This window comes from Streptococcus sp. ELY_86 (assembly GCF_058314495.1).
Window position 1 is genome coordinate 166,758 of record NZ_JBZFUK010000001.1, and the last position, 13,504, is coordinate 180,261.

General features: G+C 43.4%; 14 protein-coding genes. 4 read left to right on the forward strand and 10 right to left on the reverse strand.

The window, feature by feature from the left end; translation table 11 throughout:
- Nucleotides 1-3: 3 nt before the first annotated feature.
- The 5 genes from AC4HAN_RS00780 to AC4HAN_RS00800 all read right to left on the reverse strand — a co-directional run bounded on the left by AC4HAN_RS00780 (nt 4) and on the right by AC4HAN_RS00800 (nt 5,032).
- On the reverse strand, nt 4-1,371 hold the full coding sequence (locus AC4HAN_RS00780; protein ID WP_491090553.1) for an FAD-dependent oxidoreductase: 1,368 nt from the start codon (nt 1,369-1,371) through the stop codon (nt 4-6).
- 184 nt (nt 1,372-1,555) lie between these two features.
- Nucleotides 1,556-2,149: a ribosome biogenesis GTP-binding protein YihA/YsxC gene (gene yihA / locus AC4HAN_RS00785; protein ID WP_491090554.1), complete on the reverse strand. Its 594-nt coding sequence runs from the start codon at nt 2,147-2,149 to the stop codon at nt 1,556-1,558.
- Nucleotides 2,150-2,161: 12 nt separating this feature from the next.
- Nucleotides 2,162-3,394, reverse strand: a complete 1,233-nt coding sequence (clpX, locus tag AC4HAN_RS00790; protein WP_491090555.1) for an ATP-dependent Clp protease ATP-binding subunit ClpX — start codon at nt 3,392-3,394, stop codon at nt 2,162-2,164.
- Nucleotides 3,395-3,611: 217 nt separating this feature from the next.
- On the reverse strand, nt 3,612-4,109 hold the full coding sequence (locus AC4HAN_RS00795; protein WP_491090556.1) for a dihydrofolate reductase: 498 nt from the start codon (nt 4,107-4,109) through the stop codon (nt 3,612-3,614).
- A gap of 83 nt (nt 4,110-4,192) precedes the next feature.
- Complete coding sequence (locus AC4HAN_RS00800; protein ID WP_491090557.1) at nt 4,193-5,032, reverse strand: thymidylate synthase; 840 nt, start codon at nt 5,030-5,032, stop codon at nt 4,193-4,195.
- Nucleotides 5,033-5,235: 203 nt separating this feature from the next.
- Here AC4HAN_RS00800 and AC4HAN_RS00805 point away from each other — a divergent pair, with 203 nt between their 5' ends.
- The 4 genes from AC4HAN_RS00805 (at nt 5,236) to trhA (ending at nt 8,943) form a co-directional block, all read left to right on the forward strand.
- Nucleotides 5,236-6,408, forward strand: coding sequence for a hydroxymethylglutaryl-CoA synthase (locus tag AC4HAN_RS00805; protein WP_491090559.1), 1,173 nt, complete (start codon nt 5,236-5,238; stop codon nt 6,406-6,408).
- The gene (locus AC4HAN_RS00810) at nt 6,389-7,684 is read left to right on the forward strand and encodes a hydroxymethylglutaryl-CoA reductase, degradative (protein ID WP_491090560.1); all 1,296 of its coding nucleotides are present in this window, start codon (nt 6,389-6,391) and stop codon (nt 7,682-7,684) included. The genes AC4HAN_RS00805 and AC4HAN_RS00810 overlap by 20 nt, the downstream gene beginning before the upstream one ends.
- A 166-nt stretch (nt 7,685-7,850) precedes the next feature.
- Nucleotides 7,851-8,309, forward strand: a complete 459-nt coding sequence (locus tag AC4HAN_RS00815) for a DUF1836 domain-containing protein (protein WP_491090561.1) — start codon at nt 7,851-7,853, stop codon at nt 8,307-8,309.
- Nucleotides 8,287-8,943: a PAQR family membrane homeostasis protein TrhA gene (gene trhA / locus AC4HAN_RS00820; RefSeq protein WP_491090563.1), complete on the forward strand. Its 657-nt coding sequence runs from the start codon at nt 8,287-8,289 to the stop codon at nt 8,941-8,943. The genes AC4HAN_RS00815 and trhA overlap by 23 nt, the downstream gene beginning before the upstream one ends.
- Before the next feature lie 111 nt (nt 8,944-9,054).
- On the opposite strand, the gene AC4HAN_RS00825 is transcribed toward trhA, so the two are convergent.
- From AC4HAN_RS00825 to AC4HAN_RS00845, 5 genes are all read right to left on the reverse strand, one after another.
- On the reverse strand, nt 9,055-9,564 hold the full coding sequence (locus AC4HAN_RS00825; RefSeq protein ID WP_491090564.1) for a hypothetical protein: 510 nt from the start codon (nt 9,562-9,564) through the stop codon (nt 9,055-9,057).
- A 4-nt stretch (nt 9,565-9,568) separates the two neighbouring features.
- Entirely contained in the window at nt 9,569-10,579 is a 1,011-nt protein-coding gene (gene fni / locus AC4HAN_RS00830; RefSeq protein WP_491090565.1) for a type 2 isopentenyl-diphosphate Delta-isomerase, read from the reverse strand.
- Between the two features lie 8 nt (nt 10,580-10,587).
- On the reverse strand, nt 10,588-11,586 hold the full coding sequence (locus AC4HAN_RS00835) for a phosphomevalonate kinase (protein ID WP_491090566.1): 999 nt from the start codon (nt 11,584-11,586) through the stop codon (nt 10,588-10,590).
- 1 nt (nt 11,587) lies between these two features.
- Nucleotides 11,588-12,520 carry a diphosphomevalonate decarboxylase gene (gene mvaD / locus AC4HAN_RS00840; protein WP_491090567.1) on the reverse strand — a complete coding sequence of 311 codons (933 nt, stop codon included), beginning with the start codon at nt 12,518-12,520 and terminating at the stop codon, nt 11,588-11,590.
- Nucleotides 12,521-12,738: 218 nt separating this feature from the next.
- Nucleotides 12,739-13,503, reverse strand: coding sequence for an amino acid ABC transporter ATP-binding protein (locus AC4HAN_RS00845; RefSeq protein ID WP_491090569.1), 765 nt, complete (start codon nt 13,501-13,503; stop codon nt 12,739-12,741).
- Nucleotide 13,504: the final 1 nt, after the last annotated feature.

A 13,504-nucleotide genomic window follows, 5' to 3' on the forward strand; every position in this document is an offset into this window, starting at 1 on the left:
TGATTAAAAGCGTGCCAAATCCAGGGCATGCTGAGCGGCTAAATTAAGCAAACTCCACTGACGGTCAAAGCCGGGCTGGAAGAAGAAATCAGCCTGCGCTAAATCTTCTAAGGTCATCTTATGACCAATAGCTAATGATAAGACGTTGCCCTGCGCTGTTACATCATATTTAGATAGGACAGCACCGCCCAGAATTTGATGTGTCAACGGATTAAATGTCAGACTGACATAAACTTTGGGATTGCTGTCATCAGGAATGTAAGCCGGACGCAGGCGATCTTCATAAAAACTGGTTTTAAAGGCTAGTTCACATTTTTCAGCTGAAAAAGCATTCAAACCGCTGGCTGCGAAATGATAATCAAACAGACTCAAGGCTGAAGAACCAACGACACCGGCAAAGTCCTCATGCGGCTTGGCTTCAAAAATATGTTGGACCAAATATTGCGCTTCACGGCGGGCAGTGGTTGCTAAAGCAATCGGCATAGGTTTGCCGGCCGGAATAGACAGAGGTAAAACAGCATCGCCGATAGCATAAACATCCGGAAGATTTGTTCTAAAATACTCATCTACCTTGATAAAGCCGCCATCTTCTAAATCTAGCGTGCCCTGCAGCCAGTCTGTATTAGGTTTGACACCTGCAGCAACAATAACGAGGTCGGTCTCAATAGTGCCCTTATCCGTTACTACCCTTTCAACCTTGTCGCTTCCCTGAAAACTTTCAATTTTAGCACCCATGCATAAGTTAACACCATTTTTTTCAAGTTCCGGTTCTAAAATAGCAACCAATTCCGGATTTAAATAAGTTCCCAGAGGACGGTCAATAATATCTATCAAGGTGACATTCTTACCGGCACTAGCAAAAACGTCTACTGCTTCCAGACCGATATAACCGGCTCCAACAACGACCACATTCTGAACGGTATCTGATTCCAAAGCAGACTTAATCTTGGTTGCCCAATCATAGCCGCGCATCAAGAAAATATTATCAAGATCGTTTCCTTCAACAGGAAGCATGGCAGGCTTAACACCGGAGCTTAAAATCAGCTTATCGTAAGCTGCTTCTTTTTCCTGCCCGGTTTTTGTGTCAGTGACAGTAACTGTTTTTTTATCGCCGTGAATAGCAGTAACTCGGTGGTTGTTAAAAATTTTCCCGCCTCGTTTTTCCAAATCGGCCGGCGCAAAATTACGCACATCATCTTTGGCTGTTACCTCACCTTTTAGATAAAGCTCCATCCCGCAGGACATAAAGGAAACAAAATCCCCCGCTTCGTAGATAGTAACCTCAATATCAGAGTACCGATCTAATAATTCTATAGCAGATTCGTGCCCGCCATGTGAAGCTCCGACAATAATAACTTTTTGGCTGTCCATAGGTTTTACCTCCTTAGTTACCTTTATGGTACGCTTTCATTCTATCTTAGACAACCTAGGAGGTCAAATGATTGAACTATGAATTGCTAAGCGCTTTCAAACATTGTTTAAACACTTTAAAGACAAACAAAAGACAGCTCAGAAGAAAGCAATTCTGCTTTTTTGAACTGTCTTTGACAAAAATTTATAAGTGTCCCAAAATACTGTCCCAAGATGCATCCAGACCGGTACGGTCAACGGATGAAAACACAATGAACTGATCAAGCGCATCAAAGTTCAGCTTCTTTTTGATGGCTGCTTCATGCTTATTCCACTTGCTGCGGGGCACCTTATCAGCCTTTGTAGCAACCAGTATAACCGGAATGTCATAATATTTCAGAAAATCGTACATTTGAACATCATCTGCACTGGGATCATGACGAAAATCAACCAGACTGACCACTGCTCGCAAGTTATTGCGGCTAATCAGGTATTCTTCAATCATTTTTCCCCATTTGGCACGCTCAGCCTTAGAAACCTTGGCGTAACCATAGCCCGGAACATCGACAAAACGCAGTTTATCATCAATATTATAAAAGTTCAGCAGCTGGGTTTTGCCGGGCTTGCCGGAAGTTCTGGCAAGATTTTTCCGCCCTAAAAGCGTATTAATAAAACTTGATTTGCCGACATTTGAACGTCCGGCAAGAGCCACCTCCGGCAGATCATCCTGCGGATAATGAGACTTGTTTACGGCACTTAACAAAAGAGAAGCGTTATGGGTATTTAAAATCTCGCTCATACGGTCTCCTTATTAGGAAGCTGTCTCAAGAATCGGTTTATCTGTTCCCTCAACTGCCTCTTTGGTAATGCGAACACAGGTCACATCTTCCTGACTTGGAATTTCAAACATCAAATCCAGCATGGTTTCTTCAATAATAGACCGAAGTCCCCGTGCGCCAGTTTTACGCTCAATTGCTTTTTGAGCAATAGCTTCCAGAGCATCCTGATCAAATTCAAGCTCAACGCCGTCATAAGACAAAAGCGTCTTATACTGCTTAACCAGAGCATTTTTAGGTTCGGTCAGAATCTTGACCAGATCATCAACAGTCAGCTGTTCAAGAGCTGCCAAGACCGGCAGGCGGCCGATGAATTCCGGAATCAAACCGAATTTCTGAATGTCTTCAGAAATGATTTCCTGCATATAGGATGCTTTATCATCAACCTTCTTATTGTTTTGCCCGAAGCCGATAATCTTTTCTCCCAAGCGCTGCTTGACAATATCTTCAATACCATCAAAGGCACCGCCAACAATAAAGAGAATATTTTTAGTGTTGATTTGAATCATTTCCTGCTGCGGGTGCTTGCGGCCGCCTTGCGGCGGAACACTGGCAACCGTTCCTTCAATGATTTTCAGCAGCGCCTGCTGAACCCCTTCACCTGAAACATCGCGGGTAATTGAAACATTCTCACCCTTTTTGGCAATCTTATCAATCTCATCGACATAGATAATCCCGCGCTCTGCGCGCTCCACATTATAATCAGCTGCCTGAATCAGTTTCAGCAGAATATTTTCAACATCCTCGCCTACATAGCCTGCCTCAGTCAAGGCAGTGGCATCTGCAATAGCAAAGGGAACGTTGAGACTTTTAGCCAAAGTTTGAGCCAAGAAGGTCTTCCCCGAACCTGTCGGGCCGATCATGAGAATGTTGGACTTTTGCAGATCAACATCCTGGTCTTCCTGACTTTCTGTGAAACTGATGCGCTTATAGTGATTGTAAACAGCAACAGCCAAGGCACGTTTGGCACGATCCTGCCCGATTACATAGCTGTCCAAAATTTCCAAGAGTTCCTTAGGTTTTGGCACTTCGGTCAGATCGGCAAGAACTTCTTCTGCTAATTCTTCGCGGATAATCTCTTGCGATAATTCAACACATTCATTACAGATAAAGACGCCGTTGCCTGCAATGATTTTTTTGACTTCATCTTGATTTTTGCCACAGAACGAACAGTGAACCGTGACATCAGTAGTTCTATTTCCAGCCATTTTTTCCTCTAATTTCTAATCTCGTTTAAAATAAGGTTCCATAAAAAGCATGAATGGTATTTACAATATTTGTAAAAGCATTCAATAAGAAAAACACTCCTAAACCGTAGCGATTTTTCCTAAACGCAGGGATTGCGCATAAGATACAAATCACAAACAAAAAGGCAGTAAACACCCCAAAAATACTTCTTTGCATAATCTTAGGCAAATCTCCTTGCTACTTCTTTTCCCAAACAGTAATGGTAAAAGGATAAGCATTTTTATCATCACTGTCAAAATCTGTGCTTGCTGTTTCTTTAAAATCAGACCAATCGAGGTCCGGGAAATAGGTGTCTCCCGAAAATGTCCCATGAACTTTGGTTCTGACAAGCTCATCATAATGATCTTCAAAGACTTTATAAATACCAGCACCGCCGACAACATAAAGATTTTTGTCCTGATTGTCAAACCAAGCAAGCACTTCTTCCGGACTGTGCAGAGCCTTGACACCATCTGCCTGAAAATCCTGATCCCTTGTCAAAATTAAGGTTTCCCGACCAGGAAGTACTCGGCGCTTCATCCCATCAAAAGTGACACGCCCCATTAAAAGTGCATGCCCTGTTGTTGTCTCTTTAAAATGCTTCAGCTCTTTGGGAAGATGCCAGGGAAGCCTGCCGTCTCCACCAATCAAACCATTTTCATCTTCTGCCCAAATGGCAATAATTTTCTTTGTCATTTTTACAGATTACCTTTTATTCTCATTTCTTTTATTTTAACAAAATTTATTAAAAAAAGCTCAGAAAAAATTTGTCTGCCGCCTCAGATGGCCAAATCAAACTTCAGCTGCGGTTTAACCGGACTGTAGTCTGTCAGCTCAAAATTCTCAGGTTTAATAGCAAAGAAATCGGTTTTATCAGGAACGTTCAGCACTAAGCGGGGCTGACAGACCGACGGCTCACGTCTCAAAAGCTCCTTGGCTTGTTCAAACTGATTATCGTAAATATGGAGGTTGTTGATAAAATAGAAAAATTTACCGACCTTCCAGCCAAAATGTTTAGCAACCATCATTTGCAGGGCAACATATTGCATAGCATTGATATGATGAGCCACCAGCATGTCATTGGAGCGCTGAGTCAGTGTTGCATCCAGATAAATGTCCTCACCCACACGGCGGACATCAAACATGGTCTGAAAGGCACAAGGAAGCAGGCCATCTGTTTTTTCAAAGGCTTCATAATCCCAAAGGCTGATAACATTGCGGCGGTTCCAGGGGTTTTCTTCGAGCTGCTTGAGAATTTTGTTCATGATATCGTGCTTTTTGACAATAGCACCGTAGCGCTCACCAATGGTTCCGGTCTGTCCGACTTCCCAGTCATTCCAATACTTGACGCCGTATTTCTCATTCAAAACAGACAAGTCATTGGTCTGATCCTGATATATCCAAAAGACTTCTTTGATGGCTGACTTAATAGCAATCGGGCGCAAAGTCGTAATGGGAAATTCATCCTTTGCCAAATCATACTCAGCAAAGGAGCCTGTGATATATTTAGAATTGGCTGTCTGGCCATTCTTATACTTGGGCCGTGCCTGTTCGCTCCAAGCACCTGTTTCTAAAATTTTATGAATGTTTTCCTTAAAAATAAGATCTGCCTTGGTCATAGCTTTCCTCTCTGTACGAAAATCAGTATTAATTTTCTTTTATGAAATATTATAGCAAAAAATAACTTTTCCGGGTAATATCAAGCATAGGACGTTTTTTACTGGGAACCTAAAGAGTTTATTCGTTAATTTTATTTTAAATTGTGATAAAATAACTATGACATTTTACAAAAAATATAATTAAAAGGAAAAGAAGGAATACTATGGCAATTGGAATTGATAAAATCGGTTTTGCGACCAGCCAATATGTCTTGAACATGAAAGACTTAGCTGCAGCCCGCGGCGAAGATCCTGAGAAATTTAGCAAGGGTCTTATGCTTGATGCGCTCAGTATCGCTCCTGTTACAGATGACATCATCACTTTAGCGGCCGGGGCTGCTGAGGAAATTTTAACAGATGAAGACAAGGAACTGATTGATATGGTCATTGTGGCAACCGAGTCAAGTGTTGATCAGAGCAAAGCAGCTGCTGTCTATGTTCATCAGCTGCTGGGAATCCAGCCTTTTGCCCGCAGCATCGAAATGAAAGAAGCTTGTTACAGTGCCACTGCTGCTCTTAATTATGCCAAACTCCATGTTGAAAAGCACCCTCAGTCGCGAGTGCTCGTTCTGGCCAGCGACATTGCCAGATATGGGGCTGCCAGTCCCGGTGAGTCAACTCAAGGGGCAGGCAGTGTGGCCATGCTGATCAAAAAAGATCCTGCTATTTTAATTCTTCATGATGAAACGCTGGCACAAACGCGTGACATTATGGATTTCTGGCGGCCTAATTACTCAGTAACACCTTATGTTAACGGTATTTATTCGACCAAACAGTATCTGGATATGCTGAAAACAACTTGGACTGAATACCAAAAGCGCTTTGAAACTTCTTTAGCTGATTTTGCAGCCTTTTGTTTCCACCTGCCCTTTCCTAAGTTGGCCCTCAAAGGTTTCAATAAAATCATGGACAAAACTCTGCCCGATACCTTGCAGGAAAAGCTGAGAGCAAATTTTGAGGCTTCCATCCTTTACAGCCGGCAGATTGGAAATATTTATACAGGTTCGCTTTTTTTGGGACTGCTCTCCCTGCTTGAAAACAGCCGAAATTTGGCTGCTGGCGACAAAATCGCACTCTTTAGTTACGGCAGCGGCGCTGTTGCAGAAATCTTTACAGGAACCTTGGCCGAAGGTTTTAAAGAACAGCTGCTGAGCAATCGTTTGGAAAGTCTTGCACAGCGCAGCCCCTTATCTGTAAGTGAATACGAAAAAATGTTCTTTGAAGAAGCTGTTTTAGATAAAAACGGCAATGCTTCTTTTGAAAATTATAAAACAGGCAGCTTCGCTTTAAAAGAAATCACGGAACATCAGCGAATTTATGGTAAAATCAATGACTGAGAACAAAATAAACTGGACAGGTTTTTCAAAAAAATCTCTGAAGGAGCGAATCAGCCTGCTGGCAGAAATGCAGCTGCTAAGCTCTGAAAATTTAGACAATCTGACCTATAACCGCCAGCTCCCGCTTAAAACAGCTGACCAGATGGCAGAAAATGTTATCGGAACACATTCCCTGCCTTTTGCTCTAGCGCCTGACTTTCTTATTGATGGCAGAGAGTATCAGGTTCCTTTTGTTACAGAAGAACCATCCGTTGTTGCTGCCGCCAGTTTTGCTGCAAAACTAATCAAGCGTTCAGGCGGCTTTGCAACGGTCATTCATGAGCGTCAAATGATTGGCCAGGCCGTACTTTATCAGGTTCCTGACCTCAATACAGCCAAGAAAGACATTCTGGCTCAAAAAGCTCAGCTCTTGCTTTTGGCTGATGATGCCTACCCTTCTATCGTTAAACGCGGAGGCGGCGCACGCCGCCTGACAGTTGACATTAAAGAAGAATTTCTTATTATGTATTTGACAGTTGACACCCAGGAAGCCATGGGAGCCAATATGGTTAATACCATGATGGAGGCCCTGATGCCGATGCTGGAAGAAATATCCGGCGGTAAACAGCTGATGGCAATTCTGTCTAATTACGCAACTGAATCTCTGGTAACAGCAAGCTGTCAGGTTGACCTCAGATTTCTCAGCCGCAATAAGGCGCAGGCTCAGACATTTGCCCACAAAATAGAGCTGGCAAGCAGGCTGGCGCAAATCGACAGTTATCGGGCCAGCACCCACAACAAAGGCATTTTCAATGGCATCGATGCTGTTGTCATGGCAACGGGCAATGATTGGCGGGCTGTCGAAGCAGGCGGCCATACCTATGCCGCTAAAGACGGCCAGTATCGCGGTCTCACGACTTGGACATTCGATCAAAAGCAGCAAATTCTAAAGGGTTCGCTGACCCTGCCTATGCCTGTAGCAACCAAGGGAGGATCTATCGGCCTCAGCCCCAGCGTTCGCACAGCCCATGACTTGTTGGGCAATCCAAATGCCCGTGAACTGGCAGCTGTCATCGCTGCTGTCGGACTGGCCCAAAATTTTGCAGCGCTCAAGGCATTGACCAGCACCGGTATTCAGGCAGGGCACATGAAACTGCAAGCCAAATCTCTCCTGCTGCTTGCCGGCGCAAAAGAAACCGAACTTCCAAAAGCTATCGGTCAGCTTCTTGAAGCCAATCACATGAATATAGAAACCGCACAAACTATTTTACAAAACCTAAGAGATGAAAACACCTAGACTGCAGCAGTCTGGGTGTTTTAGTGTTTTAAAGAAAAATCGGCTGTTATCAGCTGCTTTGCTGCTGTGCAGTTATTTTTGCGGGTCAAGAGTTTTTCCTTGACATTGTTTTTAAATAATTATATAATCTGGTTATGAAAACTAGATAAACTAAAGGTGATAATCTATGATTTATTCTTATCCTCTATGGAAGGAACTGCCGGAGCTGGATTTGTATCTTGATCAGGTTCTCTTGTATGTCAATCAGATTGCAAGTTTCTCTTCTCAAAATGATAAAGGACTGACAGCAGCCATGATTAATAACTATGTCAAACATGGCCATATTGACAAACCTGTCAAGAAAAAATACAGCCGCAAACAAGTGGCTCGTTTGATCGTCATAACCAGTTTGAAAAATGTTTTCGCAATTCAGGAAATTAGCCAGACACTGGAAATACTGACAGCTAACCATCAGTCAGAAACCAGTTACAATCATTTTGTCGCCTGCATGAACGGCGACAGTACTGAGGATGTTCCGGCGGTAATTATTTCTGCCTGCCAAACGCTGAAACTCTATCATCAGACGCATCAGCTTGTTTTAGAATTACAAAGAGGTAACACAGATGAACCCAGCACAAACACTTAAATTAAGCAAGCGCTTAAGCTTTGGCGAAGAGGTCGCAAACAGTGTCACGCATGCTGTCGGTGCTGTCATAATGCTTATTTTACTGCCGATTACTGCCATTTACAGCTACCAGTCTTACGGTATGAAAGCGACTGTCGGTATGTCTATTTTTGTCATCAGTCTCTTTTTGATGTTTTTGTCATCAACGGTCTATCATTCGATGCAGTATGACTCGCCGCAGAAATATGTCCTGCGCATTATTGATCACAGTATGATTTATATTGCTATCGCAGGGTCTTATACACCGGTTGCTCTGTCTCTTGTCAGCGGGCGGCTGGGCTATCTGATTATTATTTTGCAGTGGGGAACAACGATCTTCGGCATTTTATACAAAATTTTTGCCAAAAAAATCAATGACAAGTTCAGTCTCTTTCTTTATTTACTAATGGGCTGGCTGGTAATCTTTATCATTCCGGCTGTCATTAGTAAGACCGGTCTTACTTTTTGGCTCCTGATGCTTGCCGGCGGACTCTCTTATACAGTCGGTGCTTTCTTTTATGCTAAGAAAAGACCATATTTCCACATGATCTGGCATCTTTTTATCCTGCTTGCTTCGGCTCTGCAGTATACTGCCATCGTTTATTACATGCTGTAAAATAAAAAAGCGCACAGTCAGTCAAACTAACCTATTGCGCTATAAATTTATGATTTAATGAAGTGCCCTTGAAAAATCTTTGTTTCGAGGGCACTTTTTTGTAACAGCGTTTTAATGCCAAAAATAGCTTTCCAGTTCTTTAAAACCGATAACTGTCAGTTTGTCAGCACTTACTTCTTCTTTGATCTGCTGCAAAAGGCTGACAATCTCATTTTTTAACTCCTCGGAATGATTGGCTTTTGCAAAATACCGATTAATAAGGGCGTCCAGTTTTTGAGAACCGTCTTTGGAAAAAATTTTAAAATAACGGTTCTTTCTCTTAAAGATTATAAGATAGCTGGTAAATTTTTTGTCAATTTCCCTCATTGAGCCATCATCAGAAATGGAAAAACTCCGCTTGTACACAGTTAAATTTGTGTAGCCCCTTGCCAAATAATCAGAAATATGGTCTGCATCATCACTGACAGCATAAAGATCATTGGTCAGACGAGAGAGCACTTGGTTTGTTCCGGCAAAATAGACTTTATCTGCTGCTGCATCTGCGTTCATCAAATCATCTGAAAACAATTTAGGAAAGTCCGCCATCTCTGTTTCGAAAAAATTAAAACTTTTAAGCAGCATCTGACTAACTCCTTGAATTTTTGGCCTGTTGGGCATCGTTTAATTTCCCGTATAAGATATAATCGACATTTTTCAAGTCTTCAATCGTTTTGCAGCTGAGAGCACACATGATTAGCCGCAGGTCATCCTTCCAGCCGTTAATAATCTTAATGGCATCCTCAACAGAATAACGTTCTACCAGCTCAAGAACCGTGCGTGATAAGCCGACCGCTTTGGCTCCTAAAACAAAGCATTTCACCATATCCAAAGGATGTCTGACACCGCCCGAAGCTAAAATCTCTACTCGATTTACCAGAGGCTGAGCATTTAAAAGTGCCTGCAGGGTCGTCTGTCCCCAGTCGTTGAGATAAGAACGGTTGCCCCCGCGCTGATTTTCAATATAAGCAAAACTGGTACCGCCGCGGCCGGAAATATCAAAGGTCTTAATACCCAGCTCGGCAGCCGTTTCAATCGTTTTAACATCCATGCCAAAACCGACTTCTTTAAGAATAACCGGTACAGGAATCTCTCTGGCATAATCCGCAAGATTGGATTTCCAGCGGCGAAAATCGCGTTCGCCTTCCGGCATGAGGAGTTCCTGCATGAGATTGACATGGACCTGAAGAAAAATTGGCTTCATCTGTGCTGCCGTCTGCTGCCCAAGTTCAACAGGCTTATCAAGGCCGATATTGGTCGCCAAAAGCAAATCAGGGAAGTCCTGATGAGTCAGATAAGAGTCCTCCTGATTGTTTTTAAGGGCAGAGCTGTAAGAGCCCGTCACCATGACGACTCCTGTCGCCTGTGCAAGCTGAGCCAATTTGCGATTAACGGCTCGTCCTTTTTCTGAACCGCCGGTCATGGCATTGATGTAGAAGGGAAACTCAAAGTCGCGTCCAGCAAAATGTGTTGATAAATCAATCTCATTCAGATCATAATCAGGCAGAGAATGATGGATTAGCTCCATATCGTCAAAACTATTGTAGGGAGCTTCATATTTAAGAGCATATTTGATATGATCGTCTTTTCGGTTTGCCATGCGTTCTCCTATAATTTTTCTTGGTAAAGCAATTCGATGCCGTGGGTCTGCCAGCGCTCTATTAATGTCTGACTGGCTTTTTCATCAAACGACAGGGCAATGCCGCAGTCTCCGCCGCCTGAACCCGATGATTTGGCAGCGGCATCCAGCCCCTGACTGGCAGCTTTCAGCTCTTTTAACTTATCGCTGTAGATGGCAAGGCTGAGTGCGGACAAAAGTTCGGACACAGTCTCAATTTCTGCTTTGACAGCCGATTTTTCTCCCGCTTCTAAAGCTGCCTTTAACTTAAGAACAGCTTTTTGAGTCTGTCTGAGAAAATCATCTGTAATGGCCGATTTGACTAAATTAATCATATGGCGCGAAATCGCTGCTTCTTTAGTCCAGCCGACCAGAAAATCACAGGGCAGAGCCGGTTTCACCACATCAATGCTGTAATCCCAATTTTTAGCCAGAACAGTCTTTAAGTCATAGCGTTCAATCCAGCTGCGCACGCGGCTGCGGTCAAAGGCTGTAAAGCAAATCAAGTCCTCGTAGGCAATGCAGGCAATATCTCCCATGGAACCGTTGTCGCCATGTTTGATTAAGGTATACGAAGCTAACTTAAAAAGCGTGTCCGCAGACAGATTCACATGATAAAAGGCCGCCAGAGCTTTCAAGGTCAAAACGGTCACACTGCCGCTGGAGCCAATACCGAATTTGATGCCGCTGCGCTCCATTTTGCCGGTAATATCCAGGGTAAAAGGTCTCAGATCAGACACCTCCTTACCTAAAAAAGCAGCCCAAACAGCAATCGTCTCTTGAATCAAAGAGTAATTTGCATCCGCTGTCAGCCCTGTGCGATAGTCAAACATATCAGACCAGATAGAAATCCGACCGGCCGGTTTAATGGCAGCCGTCATATAGATAGGAATATTCTTGATAAGAGCCGACTGCTTAGGTGTTAAAACAGCGTATTCACCGGCGATGTAGAGTTTACCGCCGGTCTGTACCCAAATAGCATCATCCATATTACAGTTCCTTTGTTTCAGACTTGATAATCTGATAATCCTGAGCCAGCAAATCAGCCAAGCGCTCCAAATCTTCTGCCAAGCACAGAACCTTAACATTGGGGCCTGCATCCATGGTAAAATAGCATTTTTCGCCTTGCTGCCGAAGAGCTTTTACGCTTTCCATCGCCTCATAGGATTTTTCTGTCAAATAAGAAAAAGGAGGCTCTGCCGTCTCTGTCGTTGCATGCATGGCAAGGGCGTTGCGTTCCGTCAGTTCCCCCACTTTTTCAAAATCATTGGCTTCAAGATAGGTCAGCATGTCTCTGTAATCTTTCTCGGATTGGGCAATCCAGTCCTTAAAATTAGGGGAAGTTTCCGAACAGCGCTTCATGCCCTCTCTGCTGGAGACAGGCTTTTTCGCATCATCCAAGACCAGCATAATCATGGCTAAATGCAAATCTGTCTTAACCTTATAGATCTCGCCCGAATCCTTATCCCAAGCAGCTATAGGCCCAAAGAAAGAGCGTGAAGCAGAGCCGGATGCAAATTTTGCCAGCTGAGCCAGCTCCCCTTGGCTGAGGTGGCTTTCAAAAAGACTGTCAGCTGCTTTTACAAGGGCTGACAGGCCGCTGGAGCTTGATGAGAGACCGGCTGCTGTCGGCATATTATTAGAGGTTTCTATTTTCACAAAAGAGTGCTGATCCTTGCGGAAATAATCCAAAATCCTGCTCATCTTAGCATGCTCTGCTTCATTTTGCACAACGCCGTCAATGAAAAATTCATCCGCATCGGCATCTGGCAAAAGCGAAAGTTTGGTCTCAGTATACATGTTTTCAAGTGTCAGAGAAATGCTGCTGGTTGCCGGAATCATCTTTTTAGCATCTGCTTTTCCCCAATACTTGATAATAGCAATATTAGCGTAAGATTTGACACTTACAGTTTTTTCAGTCACTTTAGAACATCCTTTCAGCTATGATTTTAGTGCATGCTTTACTTTTTATTTTAATATAAAAATGAGAAAAAAGCGACCCTTAATAGCAGTAAGGCGGGCGCAGCAAACTTTAGTTATTCTTGCAACAATAAGCAAATCAAAAGGACTGAGCCCTGCGCGGCATACACAGCTCAGTCCTTTTCATCAATTCCTGTTTAATTGGTTAATCCCTAGCAAGCTTACAGTACATGATTGACCGTATAGGTGTCATCAGAAAGAATACGTGCCAAAAAGCGCCGTGTCCGCTCCTCCTTAGGCCGCAGAAAGAATTCTCTAGGAGCTCCTTCTTCAACAATACGTCCGCCGTCCATAAAAACAACATGATTGGCAACATCTCTTGCAAAGCTCATCTCATGTGTCACTACCACCATGGTAATCCCTTCCTCAGCCAGCTGTTTCATGACACCTAAAACATCGCCGATCAGTTCAGGATCAAGTGCTGATGTAGGTTCATCAAAAAAGATAACATCGGGCTTGACCGCAATAGCACGCGCGATTCCAATGCGCTGCTGCTGACCGCCCGAGAGCTGCTTAGGATAGTAATCCTTATGGCTCAGCAAGCCCACTTTTTCTAAAGCTTCTAAGGCTGTTTTTTCTGCTTCAGCCTTGGGAATTTTCCTGGCAGTAACAAGGCCTTCCAAAATGTTCTCCAGAGCTGTTTTATTGGCAAAGAGATTATAGTGCTGGAAAACAAAGGCTGTTTTCTGCCGGATAGTCAAAATTTCCCTGCGAGTTAAGTTTTCTAAATTATAGGATTGGTTATCCAGAACAAGCTCTCCCTGATCAGCTTTTTCTAAATGGTTGAGGCAGCGCAGGAAGGTTGTTTTCCCCGAACCGCTGGGACCCAGAATAACAACAACGTCACCCTTATTGACCTTCAGACTGACATTGTCAAGAACGGTTTTATCGCCAAATTGTTTCGATAACTGTTTAATATCTAACATA

What these genes read in the sequence shown, in the direction of transcription:
- AC4HAN_RS00835 (WP_491090566.1), bottom strand. Translation starts at nt 11,586, where the DNA reads ATGGATGATGCTATTTGGGTACAGACCGGCGGTAAACTCTACATCGCC.
- trhA (WP_491090563.1), top strand. Translation starts at nt 8,287, where the DNA reads ATGAACCCAGCACAAACACTTAAATTAAGCAAGCGCTTAAGCTTTGGC.
- yihA (WP_491090554.1), bottom strand. Translation starts at nt 2,149, where the DNA reads ATGAGCGAGATTTTAAATACCCATAACGCTTCTCTTTTGTTAAGTGCC.
- fni (WP_491090565.1), bottom strand. Translation starts at nt 10,579, where the DNA reads ATGGCAAACCGAAAAGACGATCATATCAAATATGCTCTTAAATATGAA.
- AC4HAN_RS00805 (WP_491090559.1), top strand. Translation starts at nt 5,236, where the DNA reads ATGGCAATTGGAATTGATAAAATCGGTTTTGCGACCAGCCAATATGTC.
- AC4HAN_RS00795 (WP_491090556.1), bottom strand. Translation starts at nt 4,109, where the DNA reads ATGACAAAGAAAATTATTGCCATTTGGGCAGAAGATGAAAATGGTTTG.
- AC4HAN_RS00815 (WP_491090561.1), top strand. Translation starts at nt 7,851, where the DNA reads ATGATTTATTCTTATCCTCTATGGAAGGAACTGCCGGAGCTGGATTTG.
- clpX (WP_491090555.1), bottom strand. Translation starts at nt 3,394, where the DNA reads ATGGCTGGAAATAGAACTACTGATGTCACGGTTCACTGTTCGTTCTGT.
- AC4HAN_RS00810 (WP_491090560.1), top strand. Translation starts at nt 6,389, where the DNA reads ATGGTAAAATCAATGACTGAGAACAAAATAAACTGGACAGGTTTTTCA.
- AC4HAN_RS00825 (WP_491090564.1), bottom strand. Translation starts at nt 9,564, where the DNA reads ATGCTGCTTAAAAGTTTTAATTTTTTCGAAACAGAGATGGCGGACTTT.
- AC4HAN_RS00800 (WP_491090557.1), bottom strand. Translation starts at nt 5,032, where the DNA reads ATGACCAAGGCAGATCTTATTTTTAAGGAAAACATTCATAAAATTTTA.
- AC4HAN_RS00845 (WP_491090569.1), bottom strand. Translation starts at nt 13,503, where the DNA reads ATGTTAGATATTAAACAGTTATCGAAACAATTTGGCGATAAAACCGTT.
- AC4HAN_RS00780 (WP_491090553.1), bottom strand. Translation starts at nt 1,371, where the DNA reads ATGGACAGCCAAAAAGTTATTATTGTCGGAGCTTCACATGGCGGGCAC.